The sequence below is a fragment of the Microbacterium sp. SORGH_AS_0505 genome (assembly GCF_030818715.1).
Lineage (GTDB): Bacteria > Actinomycetota > Actinomycetes > Actinomycetales > Microbacteriaceae > Microbacterium.
The window spans coordinates 848,212-869,697 of the sequence record NZ_JAUTAT010000001.1; the positions used below are offsets into that span (position 1 = coordinate 848,212).

Sequence of the window (21,486 nt, forward strand, 5' to 3'; positions counted from 1 at the left end):
TCGACTCATGCGCCGACGGCATCGATCCCCGACTCGGCGGCGTGCTGCTCCAGCGTCGCGTCCAGAACGCGCAGCGCCTCGGGAAGCAGCGGATTGGTCGACTCGGTCGCCCACGCGACGTCGAGCCGCACCCGGTTGACGTCGTCGGACCGGTCGTCCGGCGAGAGCCGCCGGAAGGTCACGCCCGCGATGGGGAGCCCCTGCGCCGACTCCGGGACGAGCGTGAACCCGAGACCCGCGCTCACGAGTGCCAGCAGCGCCGGCACCTGACCGGCGTACTGGACGATGCGCGGGTGCACGCCGGCGCGGACGAACATCGACAGCAGCAGGTCGTGGAAGTACCGCGCGCCGCCCGGCGAGTACATGAGCAGCGGCTGGTCGCTCGTGTCGGAGAGGAAGATCGGGTCGGCGAGCTCCGCCAGTCGGGAATCGGACGGCACGGCCAGCACGAGCTTCTCGTCGAGGACGGACCGCGACGAGACCCCGGGCCGCTCGACGATCGGCCGCAGGAGGCCGACGTCCACGGTCCCCTTCTCGAGCTCCTCCATCTGATCGGCGGTCACGAGTTCGCGCAGCAGCAGCGTCGCGCCGGGCAGCTCGCGCGCCGCGCGCCGCAGGAACGCGGGCAGCACGCTCTGCCCCGCCATCGCCGTGTACGAGACGGTGAGCGTGCCGGACGCCCCGTGCCCGACCGAGCGGACGTCGGCGGTGGCTTTGGCGGCGAGGTCGATGATGCGCCGGGCACTCGGGAGCAGGGTGCGGCCGGCCTCCGTCAGCTGCACGCGGCGGCTGGTCCGCTCGAACAGGCGGGTGTCGAGTTCGCGCTCTAGCTGCTGGATCTGCCGACTCAGCGGCGGCTGGGTCATGCGCAGCCGGGCGGCGGCCTGGCCGAAATGCAGCTCCTCCGCGACGGCGACGAAGCACTCCAGTTGGACGAGCGACAGCATCCATACCCTCCCGATATCAATCGGTGCAAATTATGGTTTGCGACTGTATCCATCGCAACCCTAGCGTCGAGCGTGATCGGCCTCCGCATCGGAGCGGGCCGAGGATCTAGGGAGTTGCCGTGCTGGACCGAATCCTCTTCTTCCCCGTGACCCCGTTCACCCGGGAGGACACCGTGGACCGCGTCGCCCTCGGCGACCACATCGCCCAGGGCCTCGAGCACCGGCCGGGCGGCATCTTCGCCGCCTGCGGCACGGGCGAGTTCCACGCGCTCGGGCAGACCGACTACGCCACGGTCGTCGAGACGAGCGCCGCCGTGATCGGCGGGCGCACCCCGCTGTTCGTCGGCGCGGGCGGTCCGCTGCCGGCGGCGATCGAGCAGGTGCAGGTCGCCGAGCGCGCGGGGGCCACCGGCATCCTGCTGCTGCCGCCGTACCTCACGGCGGGTCCCGACGCCGGGCTCGTCGAGTACGTCCGACGCGTGGCGTCGGCGACGAGCCTGCCGATCATCGCCTACCACCGCGGCACCGCGCGCTTCACCGAGGCGACGACCCTCGAGATCGCCCGCATCCCGAACGTCGTCGGGCTGAAGGACGGCGTCGGCGAGATCGACGTCATCACCCGGATCATCCGCGCCGTCCGCGACAGCGACGTGCCGGGTGCCGCCGACTTCCAGTTCTTCAACGGCCTCCCCACGGCCGAGATCGCGCAGGTGGCCTACCGGGCGATCGGCGTGCCGCTGTACTCGTCGGCATCCTTCGCCTTCGCGCCCGACATCGCACTGGCGTACTTCGCCGCGGTCGAGAACGAGGACACCGCGACGATCGCAGCGCTCGACGCCGCGTTCTTCCACCCGCTGGTCCGGCTTCGGAACCTCGTCCCGGGGTACGCGGTCTCGCTGATCAAGGCGGGTGTCACGCGGTTCACCGGAGTGGATGCCGGGCACGTCCGACCTCCCCTGGTCGACGCACTGCCGGAGCACGCCGACCACCTCGAGCAGCTCGTCTCGGACGCCCGCCGCGTGCTGGCGGACTCGTTCGTCGCCGCGCGCTGAGGCCCATCGTGCGCCGCGCCGAGCACGCCATCCGCGACGTCCGGGTCGTACCGGTCGCCTTCGCCGACCTCCCCCTGCTGAACACCGTCGGGGTCCACGAGCCGTACGCGCTGCGCGCGATCGTGCAGATCCGCACCGAGAGCGGCCTGACCGGACTCGGCGAGACCTACGGCGACGAGGGGCACCTCCGTCGCCTCGAAGCCGCGGCGTCGCTGCTGATCGGATGCGACGTCTTCGCGACGAACGAGCTGCGTGCCCGTGTCCGCGCGTCGCTGCGCTCGGACACGGGCACCGGCGGCCACGGGATGTCGGGCATGGTCACCGGCAGCAGCACTGCAGACCGCGTGCTGTCGGCGTTCGACGTCGCAGCCCTCGACGTGCGCGGCAAGGCGCTCGGCCTGCCGGTGAGCGATCTGCTCGGCGGCGCCGTCCGCGAGACGGTGCCCTTCAGCGGCTACCTCTTCTACAAATGGGAGGGTCACCCCGGCTCGCCCGCCGACGCCTGGGGACCGGCGCTCGACCCCGAGGGGATCGTCGCGCAGGCGCGGCGGATCGTCGACGAGTACGGGTTCGGCGCGCTGAAGCTCAAGGCGGGCGTGTTCGACCCGGACGACGAGATCGCGGCCGTCCTGGCCCTGCGCGACGCGTTCCCCGAGCATCCGCTGCGCATCGATCCGAACGGCGCGTGGAGCGTCGAGACCTCGGTGCGGGTCGCCGACGCGCTCACCGGCGTCATCGAGTACCTCGAGGACCCGACCCCCGGCATCGAGGGCATGGCCGCGGTGCGGGCGCGCACCGGCATCCCGCTCGCCACGAACATGTGCGTCGTGAGCTTCGCCGACGTCGCACCCGCGGTCCGCGCCGGCGCGATCGACGTCGTCCTCTCGGACCACCACTTCTGGGGCGGACTCGAGCGCTCACGCCTGCTCGCCGGCATCGCCGAGACGGTCGGCTGGGGGCTGTCGATGCACTCGAACTCGCACCTCGGCATCAGCCTCGCCGCGATGGTGCACCTGGCGGGGGCGACCGAAGTCCTCGACTACGCCTGCGACACGCACTGGCCGTGGAAGCGCGCGGACGAGGACGTCATCGTCCCGGGCGCGCTGTCGTTCTCGGACGGCGCGGTCGCCGTGCCGACCGGCCCCGGCCTCGGGGTGGAACTCGACGAGGACGCCCTGCAGCGGCTGCACCGCCAGTACCTGGACTCCGGTATCCGCGAGCGGGACGACACCGGCTACATGCAGCGGCACGTCCCCGACTACACGCTCGCCAGCCCGCGGTGGTGACCCCGTCGTGAAGGTCGTCGTCACCGATCCCGTCATCAGCGGCTTCGCCGCCGTCCTCGGCGACGTCGTGCTGCTGCCCGGAGCGACCGACGACGAGATCGCCGACGCGCTCGCCGACGCCGACGCGGTCGTCTGCTCGCGGCTGACGCCGGCGATGACGAGGGATGCCGGGCGCCTCCGTCTCGTCCACGTGACGGGCGCGGGCGTCGACCGCCTCGAGCCGGGGTCGGTGCCGGACGGTGCCGCCGTGTGCAACACCGGTCACCACGGTGAGGCGATCGCCGAGCACGTGCTCATGACGACGCTCATGCTCCGTCGCCGCGCCCGGCAGGCCGATGCCGAGATGCGAGCCGGGGCGTGGCGCACGGTCATGAACACGGACGACGTGCCGTTCCACCGCGCGCTCGCCGGAGGCACCATCGGCATCGCCGGCGCCGGCGAGATCGGCGGCGCCGTCGCCCGGCTCGCGCAGGCCTTCGGGATGCGCATCGCATTCCTCCGCCGGCATGTGACCGGAGCGCTGCCCGACGGCGTCACGGACGCGACGGTGTACGGCGAGGACGAGCGCGATTCGTTCTTCGCAGCATCCGACGTGCTCGTGGTGACCATTCCGCTCAGCGACGCCACCCGCGGCGCGATCGGGGCGCACGAGCTGGCCCTCCTGCCGCCGGGCGCGATCGTCGTCAACGTCGCGCGTGGTCCGGTCATCGACCTCGACGCGCTTTGCGAGGCGCTGGCCGGCGACCGGCTCGCCGGGGCCGCGATCGACGTCTGGTGGGGGGCTCCGACCGGCGCCGAGGCACCGGCATCCGTCGCCCGCCTGGCCGCGTTCGAGCACACCGTCCTCACCCCGCACCACTCGGGGCACGCGCGCGAGGTCTTCGCCGCACGCGCCGCCGACATCGCTCGCAACCTCGAGCTGCTCGCCGCCGGCGCGCCACTCGAGCGCCGCGTGCGCTGAGCCGCTCAGCCGGCGAGCAGCGCGGCCGTCTGCGTGCCGATGAGCAGCACCGCGCCGAGGAGTGAGGCGCCGAGCGCGACGAGACGGACGCGGCGCTTGTCGAGGTGGCGGACGGCGAAGCGCGACGCGACGATGCCGAGCGCCGCAGGGAGCACCAGCAGGCCCGTGACCTGCAGAGTGTGCAGGGAGATCTGACCGAGCACCGCCAGCGCGATCGTCGAGACCACCGACCCGACGAGGAAGAACGCCGACATCGTGCCCCGCAGGCGCGGTCCGTCAGACCCCTGCCAGACGAGCGCCATCGGCGCACCGCCGATCGAGGTCGCGGTGCCCATGACCCCCGAGAGGCCCCCGGCGACGACCTGCGTGGTCCGGGTGACCCGCGGCATCCATCCCCGGAGGGACGCGACGACGCCGACGAGGACGGTCGCGGCGACGAGCCAGCCGATGGCCTGGGCCGACACGACGGCGACGAGGACCGCACCGAGGATGCTGCCGGGCACCCGTCCGACGAGCGCCCACCCCGCGCCCCGCACATCGAGCGCGGCCCGCTCGACCACCGCGATGACCGCGGACACCATGATCGCGAGCATGATGACGACCGCCGGCAGGAGCGACGCGTCGACGATCGCGACGAAGGGGGCGGCGACCATGCCGAGCCCGAACCCGATCGCGGCCTGCAGGCACGAGGCGACGAAGACGATGAGCGCGAGGAAGAGGAGCGCCTCGACGCTCACCGGACGGTCCTCAACGCGTGGCGCGCGGCGTCACCCGGCCGATGAACCGGCGGCGCCCCTTCGAAGCGAGCCGCCAGCGCTGACCGGGGTCGGTCGCGAGGCGCAGCCACGCGGCCAGCACGTTCGCCGCCACGGTCGTGATGACGATCGCGAGGCCCGGCAGGACCGACAGCCACCACGCCTGCGAGAGGTACTCGCGTCCCTGCGCGACCATGAGGCCCCAGCTGACGTCCGGCGGCTGGATGCCGATGCCGAGGAAGCTGAGCGACGATTCGGCGAGCATGACGTAGCAGAACTCGAGCGTGGCGAGGGTGACGAGGGTCGGCAGGACGTTCGGGACGATGTGCCGGCGGATGACGGCGTTCGGACGCGTGCCGAAGTTGCGCGCCGCGTCGACGAACATGCGCGAGCGCAGCTCGGCCGCCTCGGCGCGTGCGGTGCGGAGGTAGACCGGGATGCGGGTGACCGCCAGGACCAGCACGATGTTCGCCGCGCTCGGGTTGAAGATGTACAGCACGACGACGGCGAGCAGCAGCGACGGGAAGCTCATGATGACGTCGGCGATGCGCATCGAGACCGCCTCGCGCCAGCCGCGGTGGAAGCCGGCCCAGATGCCCCAGGCCGAACCGACGAGGGCTGCCACCAGCACCGCGGGCACCGCGACGCCGAGCGTCGTGCCGGCCGCGACCATCATGCGCGCGATCATGCTGCGGCCGAGGCTGTCGCTGCCGAGGATGTACTGCCAGCCTTCAGCGACACTGAAGGGGGGCAGGTTGCGGGCGCCGAGATCCTGCGCGCGGGCGAGGTCGCCGAGCAGGGGCGGCGCGACGATCGCGGTCAGGCCGACGATGATGAGGATGACGGCGGCCGCCGTGGCGACCGGGTCGTTCAACAGCATCCGGAACAGGCTCGCCCGCCGGCCCGTCTGAGCGCGGTCCTCGAGCGCGAGGATGTTCTGCGTGGCCGGGAGGTCAGACATGGGCCGGCTCCTTCGTCGACTCGGTGGTGGGCTTGGACGTCCGGCGTCGCTTCGCCGCGGGGCGGACCCGCGGATCGAGCAGTGCGTAGCAGACGTCGATCAGGATGTTGAGGGCGAAGATCGCGATCGCGGTGAGCAGGACGGCGGCCTGCAGCACGGGGAAGTCGCGCATGAGGATCGAGTCGATCATCAGCTTGCCGATGCCGGGCCACCCGAAGATCGACTCGATCACGACAGCGCCGTTGATGAAGCCCACGGTGAGGTCCCCGGCGACGGTGAGCGCAGGGGCAGCCGCGTTCCGCAGCGCGTGACGCGAGACGATGTGGAACTCGCCCGCGCCCTTGCTGCGCGCCACCTTCACGTACGGCTGCCCGAGGGCGGTCACCATCGAGCCGCGCACGACCTGGGTCAGCACGCCGACGGGGCGCATGAGGAGGACGGCGACCGGCAGGATCCACGCCGCCGCTCCCGTGGTGCCCGAGGTGGGCAGCACGCCCAGCCAGATGGCGAAGATCCAGATGCCCATGATCGCGAGCCAGAAGTCCGGCACGCTGGCCGCGGTCATGGAGGTGAAGCTCGCCACCCGGTCGGCGGCGCCGTTCGGCTTCAGCGCGGCCCAGCACCCGACCACTGCCGCGATGATCACCGCGAGCAGCATCGTGGCAGCGGCCAGCTGCAGCGTGGCCGGAAAGGCCCGCAGCACCATGTCGGCTGCGGGCTCTCCCGTGCGCATCGAGACGCCGAAGTCGAACCGGACGACGCCGGCCAGGTAGTCGCCCAGCTGCGCCCAGACGGGCTTGTCGAGCCCGTACCGCTCGCTGAAGTCGGCCCTCATGTCCTCCGTCGCGTTCAGCGGCAGGTAGAGGCTGGCGGGGTCGCCGGTCAGGCGCGCCAGGAGGAAGACTCCCAGCACCACCGCGACCAGGGGCAGTGCGCTCTGCAGGATGCGTCCGCGCAGGTAGCTCCACATGGCTGATTCCTCCCGAATTCGGCGAGCGGTACGACTCGGCGTCAGCCGGCCAGGGTGACCTGCGAGATCCGCAGCTCGTCGCCCGAGGCCGAGTTCGGCTCGTACGACACGCGGTCGGAGATGCCGAGCATGCCGGTCTGGTGGGCGATGAAGGAGAACTGCACGATCTCCTCGTTCTGGTACTCGAAGATGTCGGCGTAGGCCTGCTGGCGCTCGTCGCCCGACAGCTGCGAGGCAGCGTCCAGGATCGCGTCGAACTCGTCCGTGCCGAAGGTGCTCTGCGCGCCCGTGGAGGACATGTACTGCTCGACGGTGAACTGCGCGTCACCGGCCTGGTTGCCGTGCTGGACCAGCAGGGCGATCGGCCCTTCGTTGGTCACGAACGGACGCAGCTGGTACTGCAGGTGCTGCGTCGTGTCGACCATCCGCAGCTCGACGTTCAGGCCCGCCGCGGCCATCTGCTCGCGCAGGACCTCTGCCATCTCGCCGACCTTCGGGAACTGCGCGTTGCGGGCGACGAGCGTGATCGGGGTGTCGACGGCCACGCCGTCGGCGGCGGCCTCCTGCACCAGCTCGGCGGCGCGCTCGGGGTCGTACTCCCACGGCTCGAGGTCGGGATTGTGGCCCACGACGCCCTCGGGGATCAGCTGCGCGGCCACGACGTCGCCGTCGGGGTAGAGCGACGAGACGATGCCCTCACGGTCGACCGCGTAGTTGATGGCCTGACGGATGCGGATGTCGTCGAGCGGCGCGATGTCGCCGGTGAAGCGGAGCGCCACGGTCTCGTTGTTCGGGTACGCCACGCCGAGGTCGCCGATGCCGTCGTCGACGCTCAGGCCGGTCGCGACGTCGGCCTCGTCGCTCGTGATCATCGCCGCGCGCACGGTGCCCTCGTCACGCCACTGGTACTCGACGGAGGCGAACTCCGGGGCGTCGCCCCAGTAGTCGTCGTACCGCTCGAGCGTGAGGCGGGTCCCGGCATCCCACTGCGCGACGGCGTAGGGGCCGGTGCCGATCGGCTCGCGGACCTTCGCCGACGTGTCGGTCGAGGTCGGCACGATCTCGATGAACGAGAGCTTCAGCGGGAGGATCGGGTCGGGGCTCGGAGTGGTGATCACGAGGGTCGTGTCGTCGACGGCCTCGACGCCCAGGTCGTCGTCGCCGAAGACGTAGCCCTCGACGTTGCAGCCGAGGTCGGAGTTGACGGCGCGGTCGATCGAGAACGCGGCGGCCTCGGCGTCGAAGGGCGAGCCGTCCTGGAAGGTGACGCCCTCCTGCAGGGTGAAGGTCCACTCGGTGTCGCCGGTCTGCTCCCACGCGGTCGCCAGCAGCGGGTCGAGTTCACCGGTGGTGGGGTCGCGCTCGACGAGCGGCTCGGTGATGTTGCTGCGCACCACCACGCCGGTCGAGGTCAGGTTCGCCTCGCAGGGCTCGAGGGTCGGCGGCTCCTGCGAGAGCACGACGCGCAGGGCGTCGCTGTCGGCGCCGGTCGACGTTCCCTCGGAGTTCGCGACGGCGCATCCGGTGAACAGGACAGCGGCGGCGGCGCCGGCGGCGACTCCCGCGAATCGGCGGGTTCGGGGTGAAGAAGAAGAAGACATCGTTGTTCCTCCAGAATCGAGTCTCCTGCGGCATCGCGGGTCCGGAGCCGGTGGGGCACTCTCGGGTCGGAGACGGTCCCAGGATGTGGAAGACCGCCGAGTCAGGTCAATACGCCGGGACCCGCGGGATTCCGCGCGATTCCGAGGGACGGCTCTCTCGGACGCCACCGCGCCGCCGTCTTCCGCAGGATCACGCGGATCGCGGGCTTACATGTCGTAAGCGGATCGATCCATGCCTTTTCGATCTTGGACGCGCATCGTTGCGCGAACCTAGCATCGGCCGCATGACGACGCCCCCCGCATCCCGTCCCGCCCCCGGTGAGATCGTTCAGGTCGGCCCCCTGCTGCCGGGCCTCGCGGCGATTCTCCGCGAGGACTTCGGCGCCGCGCTCCTGCCGGCGGACCGCACCGACCCCGGCTTCGCCGCCGTCGCCGAGGCCGCCCGGGTCGTCGTCACGAGCGGACGCACCGGCGTCGACGCCGACCTCATCGAGCGGATGCCGCGCCTCGAGGCCGTGGTGAACTTCGGCGTCGGCTACGACACGACCGATGTGGACGCGGCATCCCGTCGCGGCATCGTCGTCTCGCACACGCCGGACGTCCTCACCGACTGCGTCGCCGACACCGCCCTGGGGCTCCTGCTCGACGTCTTCCGCGGCTTCTCGGCCGCCGACCGCTTCGTCCGCGCGGGGCGGTGGGAGGCATCCGCCTTCCCCCTCACACGGCGCTTCTCGGGCTCGCGCCTGGGCATCCTCGGGCTCGGGCGCATCGGCCGCGCGATCGCCGCACGGGCCGACGCCTTCGGCGTGCAGGTCTCGTACTCGGGACGTCGTCCCGTCGAGGGCGTGCCGTACCGGTTCGTTCCGGACCCCGTGGCCCTCGCCCGTGAGAGCGACGCGCTCGTCGTGGCCGTCGCCGGCGGTGCGGGCACCGTCGGCCTGGTGGATGCCGCGGTCATCGACGCGCTGGGGCCGGAGGGCTACCTCGTCAACATCGCCCGCGGGTCGGTCGTCGACGAGGACGCCCTCGTGGCCGCGCTGGAGGCGGGCCGCCTCGGCGGCGCCGGGCTCGACGTCTTCGCCGACGAGCCGCACGTGCCGAGCGCCCTGCTCGGTCGCGACGACGTCGTGCTGCTCCCCCACCTCGGCAGCGGCACCGTCGACACCCGCGCCGACATGGCGGCTCTCGTGCTCGACAACCTGCGCGCCTACCTCGCGGACGGCCGGCTGGTCACACCGGTCCCCGAGACCGCCGCGCTCGCCCGATAGCGCGCGGCGGCGCCGGCGTCAGGGCAGCACGATCCCGCCGTCGACGCGCTGCGGGACGCCCCACGGATTGTCGTCGCGGACGACCTCGGGCAGCAGCCCGGCGGGCACGTTCTGGTACGCCACCGGCCGCAGGAAGCGTTCGATCGCGGCGGCGCCCACCGACGTGCTGCGCGAGTCGGAGGTCGCCGGGAACGGTCCGCCGTGGACCATCGTCCACGTCACCTCGACCCCCGTCGGCCAGCCGTTGAACAGGATGCGTCCCACGCGCCGCTCGAGCACCGGGAGCAGGCCGCGGGCGACCTCGTGGTCGGCCTCCGCGGCGAAGACGGTGGCGGTCAGCTGCCCCTCGAGGCCGGCGACGAGGCCGTGCAGCTGCTCGGCCGAGTCGTACCGCAGGACCAGTCCCGCAGCGCCGAAGACCTCGTCGGCCAGCGCGTCGCCGAACGATGCGGCATCCGCCTCGAACACGATCGGCGCAGGCGCGTGGGGGCCCTCGCCGGGCGCACCCTCGCCGACGATCGCCGTGTCGGCGGCTCGGCGCGCGTCGACGCCCTCGCGGAAGGCGGAGTGGATGCCGGGGGTCAGCATGGTCTGCCCCGTCCGGCCGCGGACGAGCTCGGCGACGCGACCCAGCAACTCGTCTCCTGCGGCGGAGCGCGGCACCACGAGGATGCCCGGGTTCGTGCAGAACTGCCCCGAGCCGAGCGTCAGCGAGTCGACGTACCCGGCCGCGATGGCCCCGCCGTCGGCCTCGACGGCCGCGGGCAGGACGACGACGGGGTTGATGCTGCTCATCTCGGCGTAGACCGGGATCGGCACGGGGCGCTGCTGTGCGGTGCGGACGAGGGACAGCCCGCCCGCGCGCGAGCCGGTGAAGCCGACGGCGGCGATCCGCGGGTCGGCGACCAGGCGCTGGCCGATGTCCCGGCCCGAGCCGAAGACCTGCGAGAACACGCCGCCGGGCAGTCCCGACGCCTCGACGGCTTCGGCGATCGCGTCGCCGATGAGCGATGCGACGCCGGGATGCCCCTGGTGGGCCTTCACGATGACGGGGCACCCGGCGGCGAGCGCCGACGCGGTGTCGCCGCCGGCCGTCGAGAACGCGAGCGGGAAGTTGCTGGCGCCGAAGACGGCGACCGGGCCGAGGGGCACGAGGCGGCGGCGGAGGTCCGGCCGCGGCGCGGGCGCACGGTCGGGCAGTGCGCGGTCGATGCGCGCACCCGCCCAGCTGCCCTCGCGGAGGACGGCGGCGAACAGGCGCAGCTGGCCGGTCGTGCGGCCGCGCTCGTTCTCGAGGCGCGCCGCGGGCAGGCCGGTCTCGACGACGCCGCGCTCGGTGATCTCGGCGCCGCGCGCCTCGATCGCGTCCGCGATCCGCTCGAGGAAGGCGGCGCGCGTCTCGTGGTCGGTCGCGCGGTAGGCGTCGAACGCGTCGGCGGCTGCGGATGCGGCGCGCTCGAACTCCTCGGAGCTCGTCGCCCGGTAGGCGGGTTCGAGCGGTGCGCCGTCGAAGGCGGCCACGGCCGAGATCTCCTCGCCGGAGCCGGCGACCGGCGCCCCCGCGATGATCGAGTGGATGGAGAGTGTGCGCTCCATGATGCTCCGTTTCCCGGGCGCGACGTCGCCCCGGTTCCAGCGTAGGAGCGGCCCCGACCCCCGCCGTGGCCGATGTTGCATCGTCCGATGCGGATGCGGCATCCGCCCGGCTCTCCGGAGCCGCACCCGCGGCGTCACCGCGAAGACCCCGCCGCGGGGTAGGGTGCGGCTCATGACGCGCACCACCGGCGGGACGCCCGAGATCCCCGCCACCGCCGCCCCCTCCCGACCCGGCGTAGTGGCCTGGGCCTTGTGGGACTGGGGGTCGGCGGCATTCAACGCCGTCGTCACGACCTTCGTTTTCAGCACCTTTCTCGCGAGCTCCCTGTTCGTCGATCCCTCGGTCGTGTCGGCGGCGGACGGCGACGCGTCGGATCCGGCCCTCGTCCGTGCTCTCGCCGGCAATGCGAGCGTCGTGGCCACCGCGCTCATGATCGCGGGCATCCTGATCGCCGTCCTCGCTCCAGTACTCGGACAGCGCTCCGACGGATCCGGGCGGCGCAAACTCTGGCTCGGCATCAACACCTTCGTCGTCGTCCTCGCCATGGCCGCGATGGTGTTCGTCGAGGGCGCGCCGGGATATCTCATCCTCGGCGCGACGCTCCTCGCGGTCGGCAACGTCTTCTTCGAGTTCGCGGGCGTCAACTACAACGCCATGCTCGTGCAGGTGTCGAGTCGCGAGAACATGGGTCGCATCTCGGGCTTCGGCTGGGGCATGGGCTACGTCGGCGGGATCGTGCTCCTCGTGATCCTGCTCGTCGGTTTCATCGGCCTCATCGACAGCCCGGGGCCTCTCGGGGTGACGACCGACGCGGGCCTGCACATCCGCCTCGCCGTCCTCGCGTCGGCGGTGTGGTTCGGGATCTTCGCGATCCCCGTGCTGGTGCGCGTTCCCGAGATCCCCGCACGCGAGCGCGCGAACCGCGTGGGCTTCTTCGGGTCCTACCGGGTCCTCTGGGAGACGCTCACGAAGTTGTGGCGCCGCGACCGTCAGGTCCTCGCGTTTCTCCTCGCGAGCGCGGTCTTCCGCGACGGACTCGCCGGCGTATTCACCTTTGGTGCCATCATCGCCGCGCAGGTGTTCGGTTTCACCCCGTCGGGAGTGCTCTACTTCGCCGTCGCCGCGAACGTCGTCGCCGGTATCTCGACCATCGTCGCGGGCCGCTTCGACGACCGCTTCGGCTCGAAGAACGTGATCATGGCGTCGCTGGTCGCACTGATTGCGACAGGTACCGCCGTCCTCTTCATAGGCACGGCGCAGATCGGCTTCTGGATCGCGGGCCTGATCTTGTGCGCTTTCGTCGGACCCATCCAGTCGGCCTCTCGAACCTTCCTCGCCCGCATCACGCCCGAAGGTCGTGAAGGCGAGATCTTCGGCCTCTATGCAACGACTGGTCGCGCGGTGTCGTTCCTGGCGCCGGGTCTGTTCGCGCTCTTCGTCGGTCTCTCCGGCGACACGCGGCTCGGGATCCTCGGCATCGTGCTCGTCCTGGCGGCCGGCTTCCTGCTCATGCTCCCCGTAAAGGCACGTCAGAGCGAGATCTCCTGACTGCGCGTCGAGCCGACGCAATCGGCATCCATCCGAAGAAGATGAGTGCAGATCGCGTCGGCTCGACGGGGATGCCGGGGCTCAGCGCTCGGCGCGGGCGAGGTTCTCGCGCAGCTCGTCGGCGTTCTGGCGGATGACGTAGGCGGGCTGGTCGCGCTCGACGCGCCAGCTCTCGTCGAGGCCGCCGACGTTGACGGTGTCGAAGCCGAAGTCGTCGTAGACCTTGGTGATGAAGGTGACGGCGTCGGCCGAGTCGCTCGAGGTCGCCAGTGCGCGACGGCCGGGCGTGCCGGCGGGGGCGCCGTCGGTGGTGATGTCGGCGGCGGGGATGTGGTTGAACCCCTTCACGACGGTCGACTGCGGCAGGCGCTCCTGCAGCATGCGCGAGGTCGTGGTCTTCTTCTCGTCGAGCTCGGCGATGTGGCCGTCGCGCTCCCAGTAGTAGTTGTTCGTGTCGACGACGATCTTGCCGGCTAGCTCGTCGACGGGGAGGTCGTCGATGGCCTTCAGCGGGACGGTGACGACGACCCATTCGCCGAATGCTGCGGCATCCTTTGCGGTCATGGCCTGAGCGTTCTCACCGAGTTCGGCGACGAGATCGCTGAGCGTCTCGGGACCGCGCGAGTTGCTGATCGCGACCTGGTGCCCCTGCGCGACCAGTCCGCGCGCGACAGCCGAACCGATGTGACCTGCTCCGATGATTCCTACGTGTGTCATACGTCGGGGAAACGCATCCGTCACGCGCGCATTCCCGACACGCGCTGTGCGAAGGCGATCACTCGCCGATGAGGACGCTCCACGCATCGTCGATCGTCGCCTCGATCTCGCGGTCGCCCACCCGGAAGGTGCGCGCGCCGTGCGCCGACGCAACCCGGGCACGTGCGCGGGCGGAGGTCACGGCGCCGGCGTCGTCCCACGCGAGGTCGATCTCGACACCGGGACGCGCCACGAGACCGCGCACCGAACCCGCTCCGAGCGCCGACGGCCACGACGGCAACAGCCCGATCGCGTCGCCGTGCGAGTGGATGAGGCACTCGGCGAGGCCGGCGACGTAGCCGAGGTTGCCGTCGATCTGGAACGGCGGGTGCGCGGCGAGCAGGTTGTCGTAGAGGCCGCCGGAGTGGCCGCCGCGGGCGACCGACATGTCACGGAACACGAGCGCGAGCAGGTCCGCGACGCGATCCTCCTGACCGAGCCGGGCGCGCAGGGCGATCTTCCACGCGAGCGACCATCCGGTCGACTCGTCCTCGCGAAGGTCGAGGAAGCGGGATGCCGCGGCCGCAAGCTCGGGCGTGAGGGCTTCGGTCCCCGGGTACGCGAACACGAGGGGCGACAGGTGCCGGTGGTGGGGATCGACGGCTTCCCGGCCACCGGGCCACTCGGCGATCGAGCCGTCCTCGATCGGGATCTCGGGCAGGCCGGCACGGGCGTCCTGCGCCCGGGCCACGAGCGGATCGTCCTCCTGCCCCAGAAGGTGTGCGAGGCGCACGAACTCGTCGAGGTGCGCCCGCAGCAGCACGATGTCGAGCGTGGCCGACTCGGCGACGGCAGCCGAACCGCCGTCTCGGGTGCGGAACGTGTTCTCGGGCGACGTCGACAGCGCGGTGCCCCGCTCGCCCGACTCGGCGCGTGTCATCCACGCGAGGGCGAAGGCGGTCGCGCCTCGCAGCAGACGGAACGCACGGCGCCGCTCGAACTCGTCGGCGACACCGAACGCGTCGCGCTCGGCGAGGTGCAGGCAGAGCCAGAAGCCCGCCATCGGCCAGAACGCCCAGGAGGGATCGTGCACACCGTCACCGACGGGCTGGGTGTAGCCCCAGGCATCCGTGTTGTGGTGGGCGACCCAGCCGGGGGCGTCGTACAGCCGACGCGCGGTCTCGGCGCCGCTGTCGGCGAGCGCCTCGATGAGGTCGAGGAGCGGTTCCTCGGTCTCGCTGAGGTTGGCGGTATGGGCGCCCCAGTAGTTCATCTCGACGTTGATGTTCGTCGTGTAGTTCGAGCTCCAGCCGGGGCGGAGGTCCTGGTTCCAGATGCCCTGCAGCGTCGCGGGAAGCCCGCCGGGACGAGACGACGAGATCAGCAGGTAGCGGCCGTAGTGGAAGAGGAGCGCAGCGAGCCCCGGGTCGCGGCCGATGTCGACGGCGCCGTCGTCCGCGAGGTCGCGCAGGCGCTCGGCCGTGTCGCGTTCGGGGTCGGGCGCGGCGCCGAGCGCGAGCTCGGCCCGGTCGTAGAGCGCCGCGTGATCGACGAGCTGCGCCGCCCGCACCTCGTCGAGCCCCGCGGCGATCGCGGCGTCGACGAGCTCGGTCGCGCGGCGGGCCGCGGCACGCTCGGTGCCGGCCGGCATCCGTCCCATCCCGGTGAAGGTCGTGGCGGTCGCGAGCACGACGGTCACGCGGGTCGCGCGCAGCACGCGGCCGCCGCGGACCGGGGTGCCGTCGGTGACGATGCGGGCGTGCAGGGCTCCGCGCACCGAGACGGCGTCGTCCTCGTACACCACTGGCTCGTCGACCACGTCGTGCGGGGGCGTCACGTCGGAGGGTGCCTGCACGAGCAGAGTCGTCGCGGTGTCGATCTCGACGCGGCCGAGCTCGCGCAGCTGCGTCTCGAGCTCGACGCGGACGTCGATCGGCTCGTCGCTCTCGAGCTCGTGGACGAGCACCCCGTGCGGAGCGCTGATCCATGTGCGGTGGCTCAGCGCCGCCCCGGCGCGCGTGCCGGCGGCGACGTGGGTCGCCGTGGCCAGATCGAGCTCGCGGCGGTAGTCCTCGACCTGGTCCGGGGTCGCGCCGTCGATGCGCAGGCGCAGGTCGGCGAACGGGAGGAACGACTGCGCGTGGCGGTGCTGCAGACGGCGGACGTGACGGTCGGCATCCTCTTCACGCCCGTCGGCGACGGCGGCACGGGCCTCGGCGAGCGCCTCGCGGGCCTCGTCGGCGGTGACGACGGGCGCGGCGAGTTCGCTCGCGGGGCTCCCCGACCAGAGGGTCTCGTCGTTCAGACGCAGGAGCGCGTCGGTCGCACCGCCGAAGCACATGGCTCCCAGCGCACCGTTGCCGAGGGGCAGGGCCTCGTTCCAGGTCTCCGCGGGTCGGCGGTACCACAGGACGTGCTCGGTCATCGTTCTCCTTCGGGCACCAGGCCCTCCTCTTCGAGACCGCGCCAGAACTCCTCGGTCGGCGGCTCGCTGACGTATCCGGCTGTCTGCGCCACGTGCGACGCCCCGCCGAGTCCCACCGTCACGTTCACCACAGCCGGATGCCGCAGCGGAAAGTGCAGGGCGGCGACGGGCAACGGCACTCCACGCGCCGCGCACGCGTCCGCAAGACGTACAGCTCGACGATAGACGGCTTCGGGCGCAGAGCCGTATTCATAGGGCGCGGCGGGATCCGGATGCGGGGTCGCGAGGAGCCCCGAGTTGTAGACGCCGACGGCGATGATGTCGACCCCGTGGGCGAGCGCGGCGGGCAGGACGTCGTCGGCGGCGGGCTGCTCGAGGAGCGTGTACCGCCCCGCGACCATGGCGACGTCGACCATGCCGGTCTCGATGATGCGGGTGAGGGTGGCGGTGTCCTTGGACCCGACGCCGACGGCGGAGATGACACCCGCCTCTCGCAGCGCGACGAGGGCGGGGAGGGCGCCGTCGATCGCCTCGTCGACGCGGCCCTCGGGGTCGTGCAGGTGCACGATGTCGACCCGGTCCATCCCGAGCCGCTCGAGTGAGGACTCGAGCGATCGGCGCGCACCGTCGGCCGAGAAGTCCCACCGGCGCCGCCTCGTCGCCTCGACCACGAACCCCTCGTCGTCGAGGCGCCCGGCACCGCTCGGGTCGGGTTCGAGTAGCCGTCCGACCTTCGTCGAGAGGACGAACTCGTCGCGCGGTCGGCGGGCGAGCGCGGCGCCGAGGCGCAGCTCGCTGAGGCCGAGTCCGTAGTGGGGAGCGGTGTCGAAGACACGGATGCCGCTGTCCCAGGCGCCGTCGATGATCGCCGCGGCCTCGGCGTCGTCGATCTCCTGGAACAGGTTCCCGAGCGGCGCGGCCCCGAGGCCGAACCGACCGGCGCGGCGCAGGGACGCGGTGGGCGAAGAGGAGGTGGGGGCCACGGCTGCTCCGATGTCGGGGACGGCGCCGGCGGTCTTGCGGGAGCGGCATCCGTCTGCTTTTATCTCAGAGTAAGACGAAAAGGGCGTCAGGGGAATGATGAGCGGCGAACGCGCGGCGAGCAAGGGCACGGCGACCAACGCCGACGTCACCCGCATCAACCGCACCGCGATCCTCGACGCCCTGCAGGCGGGTGGCGCTCTCACCCGCGCGGAGCTCATCGAAGCGACCGGGGCTCGCCTCGGCGACGGTCCACCGCCTGTGCGCACGGATGGTCGCCGACGGGCTCCTCGCCGTCGAGCGCGACTCCGGTGGCGTCGGTCGCCCGACGCACCGCTACCGGCCGCTCGGTGAGGCGCGCACCGTCGGCGCCCTCGACGTCACCGCCACCGTCGCCCGCGGAGCGCTCATCGACCTGAACGGCGACATCCGCCACGAGGCCCGCGAATCCCTCCGCGGCGAGGACGGGATGCCGTCGGCATCCTCTCGCCTCGAGGGCATCGGCCGGCTCGCGGACGGGCTCATCCGCACGGCCGCCGAGCTCGGGACCCCCGCACAGGGCATCGGAATGTCGGTTCCCGGCGTCGTCGACCCGGACGGGACCGTCAGCGACTCGGTCGAGCTCGACTGGCACGGCGTCGCCGTCCGCGACCTGATGCACCGGCGCACGGGGCTCCCCGTCATCGTCGAGAACGATGCCAACGCGGTCACGATCGGCGAGTGGACCCGCGGCGCCGGGCAGGGCACCGGAGACCTCGCGGCGCTCGTCTTCGGGGTCGGCGTGGGCGCCGGGATCGTCTCGGGCGACCGCCTCGTGCGCGGAGCGGGCTCCGCCGCGGGCGAGATCGGCTACCTCATCACCGATCCGGCGGCGTTCGCGCAGGACCACGGCACGGGCGGCGACCTCGAGACGCGCGTGCTCGCGCTCGGCGCCGCAACGGTCGACGACGCTTCGACGATGGCGGTTCTCGATCAGGGCGACGACGCCCGCGCGGAGCGACTGCTCGACCACATCGCGATGTCGGTCGCCGCGCTCGCCGTGATCCTCGACTGCCGCGTCGTGATCCTCGCCGGACGCCTGCCGCGGCGCACCGACCGGCTCATCGACGGTGTCACGGAGCGCCTGGCGGGGCGGATCCCCCGCCCTCCCGCCCTGGTCGTCGGGGCGCTCGGCGAGGACGCAGCCCTCGTGGGCATCGGCCAGCTCACCATCGATCACGTGCAGGGGGCGGTCTACCTTGCCTGAGATCCGGTACCCGAGCCTCGGCGTGCTCGCCCCCTCTCTCCGAAAGGCGCTCTCGTGAGAATTCTGCTCTCCCCCGACGCCACCGGCGCCGGTGTCGCCGCAGCCGCGGTGATCGCTTCGTCCCTCGGCGATCGCCCCGCACCCGTGCTCGGCGTCGCGACCGGATCGAGCCCGCAGCCGCTCTACCGGGCGCTCGCCGACCGCGTGCAGGCCGGCCTCGACCTCGCGCGCGCGACGGCGTTCGCGCTCGACGAGTACGTCGGCCTGCCGGTCGACCACCCCGAGAGCTACCATTCCGTCATCGCCCGCGAGGTGATCGGCCCCCTTGGCCTCGACCCCTCCCGCGTGCACGTCCCCGAGGGAGTCTCCGCCGACCCCGTCGACGCAGCGGCGCGTTACGAGGCGGCGATCGCCGCGGCGGGTGGCGTCGACCTGCAGATCCTCGGCATCGGGGCGAACGGGCACATCGGGTTCAACGAGCCCGGCTCCGCCCCCGACTCCCGCACACGCGTCGTCGACCTGGCTCCGCGGACCGTCGCCGACAACAGCCGCTTCTTCGACGGCGACGCCGGCCTCGTTCCGACCCGAGCGTTGACGCAGGGCATCGGGACGATCCTCGAGTCGCGCGAGGTCGTCCTCATCGCGTGGGGTGAGTCGAAGGCCGACGCCGTGGCGCGCGCTGTCGAGGGTCCGCAGACCGCGGAGCTCCCGGCATCCTTCCTGCAGCGCCACGACCGCGTCACGCTCGTCCTCGACGCCGCGGCCGCGTCGAGGCTCAGCTCCGCCTCGCTCCCCGTCGACGCCGGCCGGTGACTGCAGCGGAAGCCGGTCAGTCGGCCCGCTTCCGTCCCCAGGGCAGTCGGATGCCGCGCTCGTTCTCGGACTCGACCTCGAGGCCGTAGTGCTCCCCGATGTGATCGAGCAACTGCGCCCGCTCGGCCTTCTCGTAGATGCCTCTCTCGCGCTGGAACGCGACGACGGTCGACCAGCAGATGAGCAGCATCACGATGCTGAACGGCAGGGCGATGATGATGGCCGCCGTCTGCAGCGCCGTCAGCCCGCCCGCGATGAGGAGCGCGATCGCGAGGAGCGCGGTGATGAGAGTGAAGAGCGTGCGCACGGGCTTGCTCGGCTCGGGGTCGCCGCCCGTTGCGATCATGCCCATGACGAGCGCACCCGAGTCCGCCGAGGTGACGAAGAACAACGCGATGAGGATGAGAGCGCCGATGGTGAGCAGCAGCGGTGCGGGCAGGTGTTCGAACAGTTGGAACAGCGCGCCTTCGACGTTCACCGATCCGTCGGCCTGCGTCATCACGCCCGGCTCATCGAGCTGGAGCTTGATCGCGGAGCCACCGAGGACCGCGAACCAGAGCACACCGACGAGCGTCGGCACGATGAGCACTCCCATGACGAATTCGCGCACCGTGCGGCCACGGCTGACGCGGGCGATGAAGATGCCGACGAAGGGCGCCCACGAGATCCACCAGCCCCAGTAGAACGACGTCCACGTCGCCTGCCAGGCCTGGCCCTCAGCGCCCTGGAATGCGCTGACGCTGAAGCTCAGGCCGACGAAGTTCTGCAGGTACGCGCCGATCGACTGAACCCACTCGCGCAGCAGGTAGAACGTGTCGTTCGTGAAGAGGACGAACAGGAGCAGGAGCCCCGCGAGGATCAGGTTCAAGGAGGACAGCCACTTCATGCCGCGTGTCACGCCCGAGAGCACCGAGAAGAGTACGGCGGTCGTGATGACGGCGATGATGATGACCTGCACGAGCAGGCTGGGATCCTTGATGATCCCCGCGCTGTCGAGGCCGGAGCTGATCTGCAGCACTCCCAGACCGAGGCTCGTCGCGACGCCGAACAGCGTGCCGACGAGGGCGATGGCGTCGATGGCGTTGCCCCAACCGCCGCGCACACGCCGACCGAGGATGGGCTCGAGCGCCCACCGGATCGACAGCGGGCGTCCGCGGCGGTGGATCGCGTACGCGAGGGCGATGCCGACGACCACGTAGACGGCCCACGCCTGAACGCCCCAGTGCAGGTAGGTCTGCGTCAGCGCCGACTGTGCGAGCTGCGCGGACGTGCCCTCGACGCCGGGCTTCGGGTCCACGAAGTGGCTGAGCGGTTCGCTCACGCCGTAGAAGACGAGGCCGATCCCCATCCCCGCGGCGAAGAGGAGCGAGAACCAGGCACCCGTCGAGAATTCGGGCTTGTCGTCATCCTTGCCGAGGCGGATGTCGCCGAATCGACTGAACCCGAGGAAGAGGCAGAAGGCGACGAAGAAGGCGGTGATGAGGACGTAGTACCAGCTGAAGGTGTCGATGATCGCACCCTGGATCGTCCCGAAGAACGCCTCGGCCTGGGCAGGAAGCGCGATCGCGAACGCGCTGAAGACGACCGCGACCACGGCTGCCGGCGCGATCACCCACACGCTGGCCTTCGCCCGCGACGCGGGTGGGTGGGCGACGGTCTCTGAGGGTGAGGCGCTGTCGGACATGCCGCCAGGCTACTGACGGAGGGGGATCCGCTCACCTTCTTGCGTTCCGGGGGTCGGCCGGGTTAGCGCCTCATTCGCGGGGCCAGGATGCCGCGAGCTTGCCGAGCAGCCGGACGAGCTCCGCGCGCTCCTCGTCCGTGAAGTCGGCCAGCGCGCGGGAGAGCCGCTCGCGTCGCTCGCCTCGGAAGTCCCCGGCACGGCGGCGCCCCTCGGAAGTCAGTGCGATGCGCGTGCGCCGCGCATCGTCGGGGTCTGCCTCACGAGCGGCGAGCCCGAGTTCGACAGCCTGTTGCACGAGCCGCGATGCGCGCGGCTGGTCGACGCCGACCGCGTCGGCGATCTCGCTCACCGAGAGCGGGTGCTCGGCGTGCACCAGTGCATCGAGCAGACGGATGCGGGCGGGAGCGCTCGCGAGGCGCGCGCCGGGGCCGAAGCCGCGCTCGCCGCGCATCCAGGGCGGCGGGCCGCCGTCCGAGTGCGGGCCGTGGGCGTGCGGTCCGCCCGGGTGGTGCCGATGCGGTCCGCCGCGTCCGCGCATCTGCGCGAAGGCGGCGAGGAGGGCGTCGAGGTCGCCGGTGGGATCGGTCACGCCTCGACGATACCGGCAGCGACGGCATCCATGTCACTTGACATGCACCGCAGATGCATGTCACACTGCATGTACTTGCACATTGACATGCAATGGTCATCGCGGA

At 71.7% G+C, this 21,486-nt stretch carries 18 protein-coding genes; 7 read left to right on the plus strand and 11 right to left on the minus strand.

The window, feature by feature from the left end:
* Positions 1-5: 5 nt before the first annotated feature.
* Positions 6-947, minus strand: coding sequence for a LysR family transcriptional regulator (locus QE428_RS04155; protein WP_091357378.1), 942 nt, complete (start codon positions 945-947; stop codon positions 6-8).
* 119 nt (positions 948-1,066) lie between these two features.
* Between QE428_RS04155 and QE428_RS04160 the strand changes: the two genes are divergently transcribed.
* The 3 genes from QE428_RS04160 to QE428_RS04170 are packed head-to-tail and all read left to right on the plus strand — an operon-like array spanning position 1,067 to position 4,246.
* Positions 1,067-1,999, plus strand: a complete 933-nt coding sequence (locus QE428_RS04160; protein ID WP_091357380.1) for a 5-dehydro-4-deoxyglucarate dehydratase — start codon at positions 1,067-1,069, stop codon at positions 1,997-1,999.
* Between the two features lie 8 nt (positions 2,000-2,007).
* A complete protein-coding gene (locus QE428_RS04165) occupies positions 2,008-3,285 on the plus strand; it encodes a glucarate dehydratase family protein (RefSeq protein ID WP_307463364.1) in 1,278 nt (425 codons plus the stop codon).
* Positions 3,286-3,292: 7 nt separating this feature from the next.
* Positions 3,293-4,246, plus strand: a complete 954-nt coding sequence (locus QE428_RS04170; RefSeq protein WP_307463365.1) for an NAD(P)-dependent oxidoreductase — start codon at positions 3,293-3,295, stop codon at positions 4,244-4,246.
* Between the two features lie 5 nt (positions 4,247-4,251).
* Here the strand turns inward: QE428_RS04170 and QE428_RS04175 are convergent, their stop codons facing one another.
* Genes QE428_RS04175 through QE428_RS04190 form a run of 4 tightly spaced genes read right to left on the minus strand, consistent with a single transcriptional unit; the run spans position 4,252 to position 8,533 of the window.
* Complete coding sequence (locus QE428_RS04175) at positions 4,252-4,983, minus strand: sulfite exporter TauE/SafE family protein (protein WP_091357390.1); 732 nt, start codon at positions 4,981-4,983, stop codon at positions 4,252-4,254.
* Between the two features lie 10 nt (positions 4,984-4,993).
* A complete protein-coding gene (locus QE428_RS04180) occupies positions 4,994-5,962 on the minus strand; it encodes an ABC transporter permease (protein ID WP_307463369.1) in 969 nt (322 codons plus the stop codon).
* A complete protein-coding gene (locus QE428_RS04185; protein ID WP_307463372.1) occupies positions 5,955-6,932 on the minus strand; it encodes an ABC transporter permease in 978 nt (325 codons plus the stop codon). The genes QE428_RS04180 and QE428_RS04185 overlap by 8 nt, the downstream gene beginning before the upstream one ends.
* A gap of 41 nt (positions 6,933-6,973) precedes the next feature.
* Positions 6,974-8,533, minus strand: a complete 1,560-nt coding sequence (locus QE428_RS04190) for an ABC transporter substrate-binding protein (protein ID WP_307463375.1) — start codon at positions 8,531-8,533, stop codon at positions 6,974-6,976.
* Between the two features lie 284 nt (positions 8,534-8,817).
* Between QE428_RS04190 and QE428_RS04195 the strand changes: the two genes are divergently transcribed.
* Entirely contained in the window at positions 8,818-9,801 is a 984-nt protein-coding gene (locus QE428_RS04195; RefSeq protein ID WP_307463378.1) for a 2-hydroxyacid dehydrogenase, read from the plus strand.
* Between the two features lie 18 nt (positions 9,802-9,819).
* On the opposite strand, the gene QE428_RS04200 is transcribed toward QE428_RS04195, so the two are convergent.
* Positions 9,820-11,397: an aldehyde dehydrogenase (NADP(+)) gene (locus tag QE428_RS04200; protein WP_307463381.1), complete on the minus strand. Its 1,578-nt coding sequence runs from the start codon at positions 11,395-11,397 to the stop codon at positions 9,820-9,822.
* Positions 11,398-11,569: 172 nt separating this feature from the next.
* On the opposite strand from QE428_RS04200, the gene QE428_RS04205 reads away from it, so the two are divergent.
* On the plus strand, positions 11,570-12,946 hold the full coding sequence (locus QE428_RS04205) for an MFS transporter (RefSeq protein WP_307463384.1): 1,377 nt from the start codon (positions 11,570-11,572) through the stop codon (positions 12,944-12,946).
* An 81-nt stretch (positions 12,947-13,027) separates the two neighbouring features.
* Here QE428_RS04205 and QE428_RS04210 read toward each other — a convergent pair whose 3' ends face one another.
* The 3 genes from QE428_RS04210 to QE428_RS04220 are packed head-to-tail and all read right to left on the minus strand — an operon-like array spanning position 13,028 to position 17,215.
* Positions 13,028-13,663: an NADPH-dependent F420 reductase gene (locus QE428_RS04210; protein ID WP_091357415.1), complete on the minus strand. Its 636-nt coding sequence runs from the start codon at positions 13,661-13,663 to the stop codon at positions 13,028-13,030.
* Between the two features lie 58 nt (positions 13,664-13,721).
* Positions 13,722-16,067, minus strand: a complete 2,346-nt coding sequence (locus QE428_RS04215; protein WP_307463387.1) for a glycoside hydrolase N-terminal domain-containing protein — start codon at positions 16,065-16,067, stop codon at positions 13,722-13,724.
* Positions 16,064-17,215 (minus strand): aldo/keto reductase, encoded by a 1,152-nt coding sequence (locus tag QE428_RS04220; protein ID WP_373457697.1) that lies wholly within the window; start codon positions 17,213-17,215, stop codon positions 16,064-16,066. The genes QE428_RS04215 and QE428_RS04220 overlap by 4 nt, the downstream gene beginning before the upstream one ends.
* A gap of 26 nt (positions 17,216-17,241) precedes the next feature.
* Between QE428_RS04220 and QE428_RS04225 the strand changes: the two genes are divergently transcribed.
* Complete coding sequence (locus tag QE428_RS04225) at positions 17,242-18,294, plus strand: ROK family protein (RefSeq protein ID WP_307463391.1); 1,053 nt, start codon at positions 17,242-17,244, stop codon at positions 18,292-18,294.
* A gap of 54 nt (positions 18,295-18,348) precedes the next feature.
* Positions 18,349-19,107 carry a glucosamine-6-phosphate deaminase gene (locus tag QE428_RS04230; protein ID WP_307463393.1) on the plus strand — a complete coding sequence of 253 codons (759 nt, stop codon included), beginning with the start codon at positions 18,349-18,351 and terminating at the stop codon, positions 19,105-19,107.
* Positions 19,108-19,123: 16 nt separating this feature from the next.
* Here the strand turns inward: QE428_RS04230 and QE428_RS04235 are convergent, their stop codons facing one another.
* A complete protein-coding gene (locus tag QE428_RS04235) occupies positions 19,124-20,791 on the minus strand; it encodes a BCCT family transporter (protein ID WP_307463396.1) in 1,668 nt (555 codons plus the stop codon).
* Positions 20,792-20,861: 70 nt separating this feature from the next.
* On the minus strand, positions 20,862-21,380 hold the full coding sequence (locus QE428_RS04240) for a MarR family winged helix-turn-helix transcriptional regulator (RefSeq protein ID WP_307463399.1): 519 nt from the start codon (positions 21,378-21,380) through the stop codon (positions 20,862-20,864).
* Positions 21,381-21,486 lie beyond the last annotated feature (106 nt).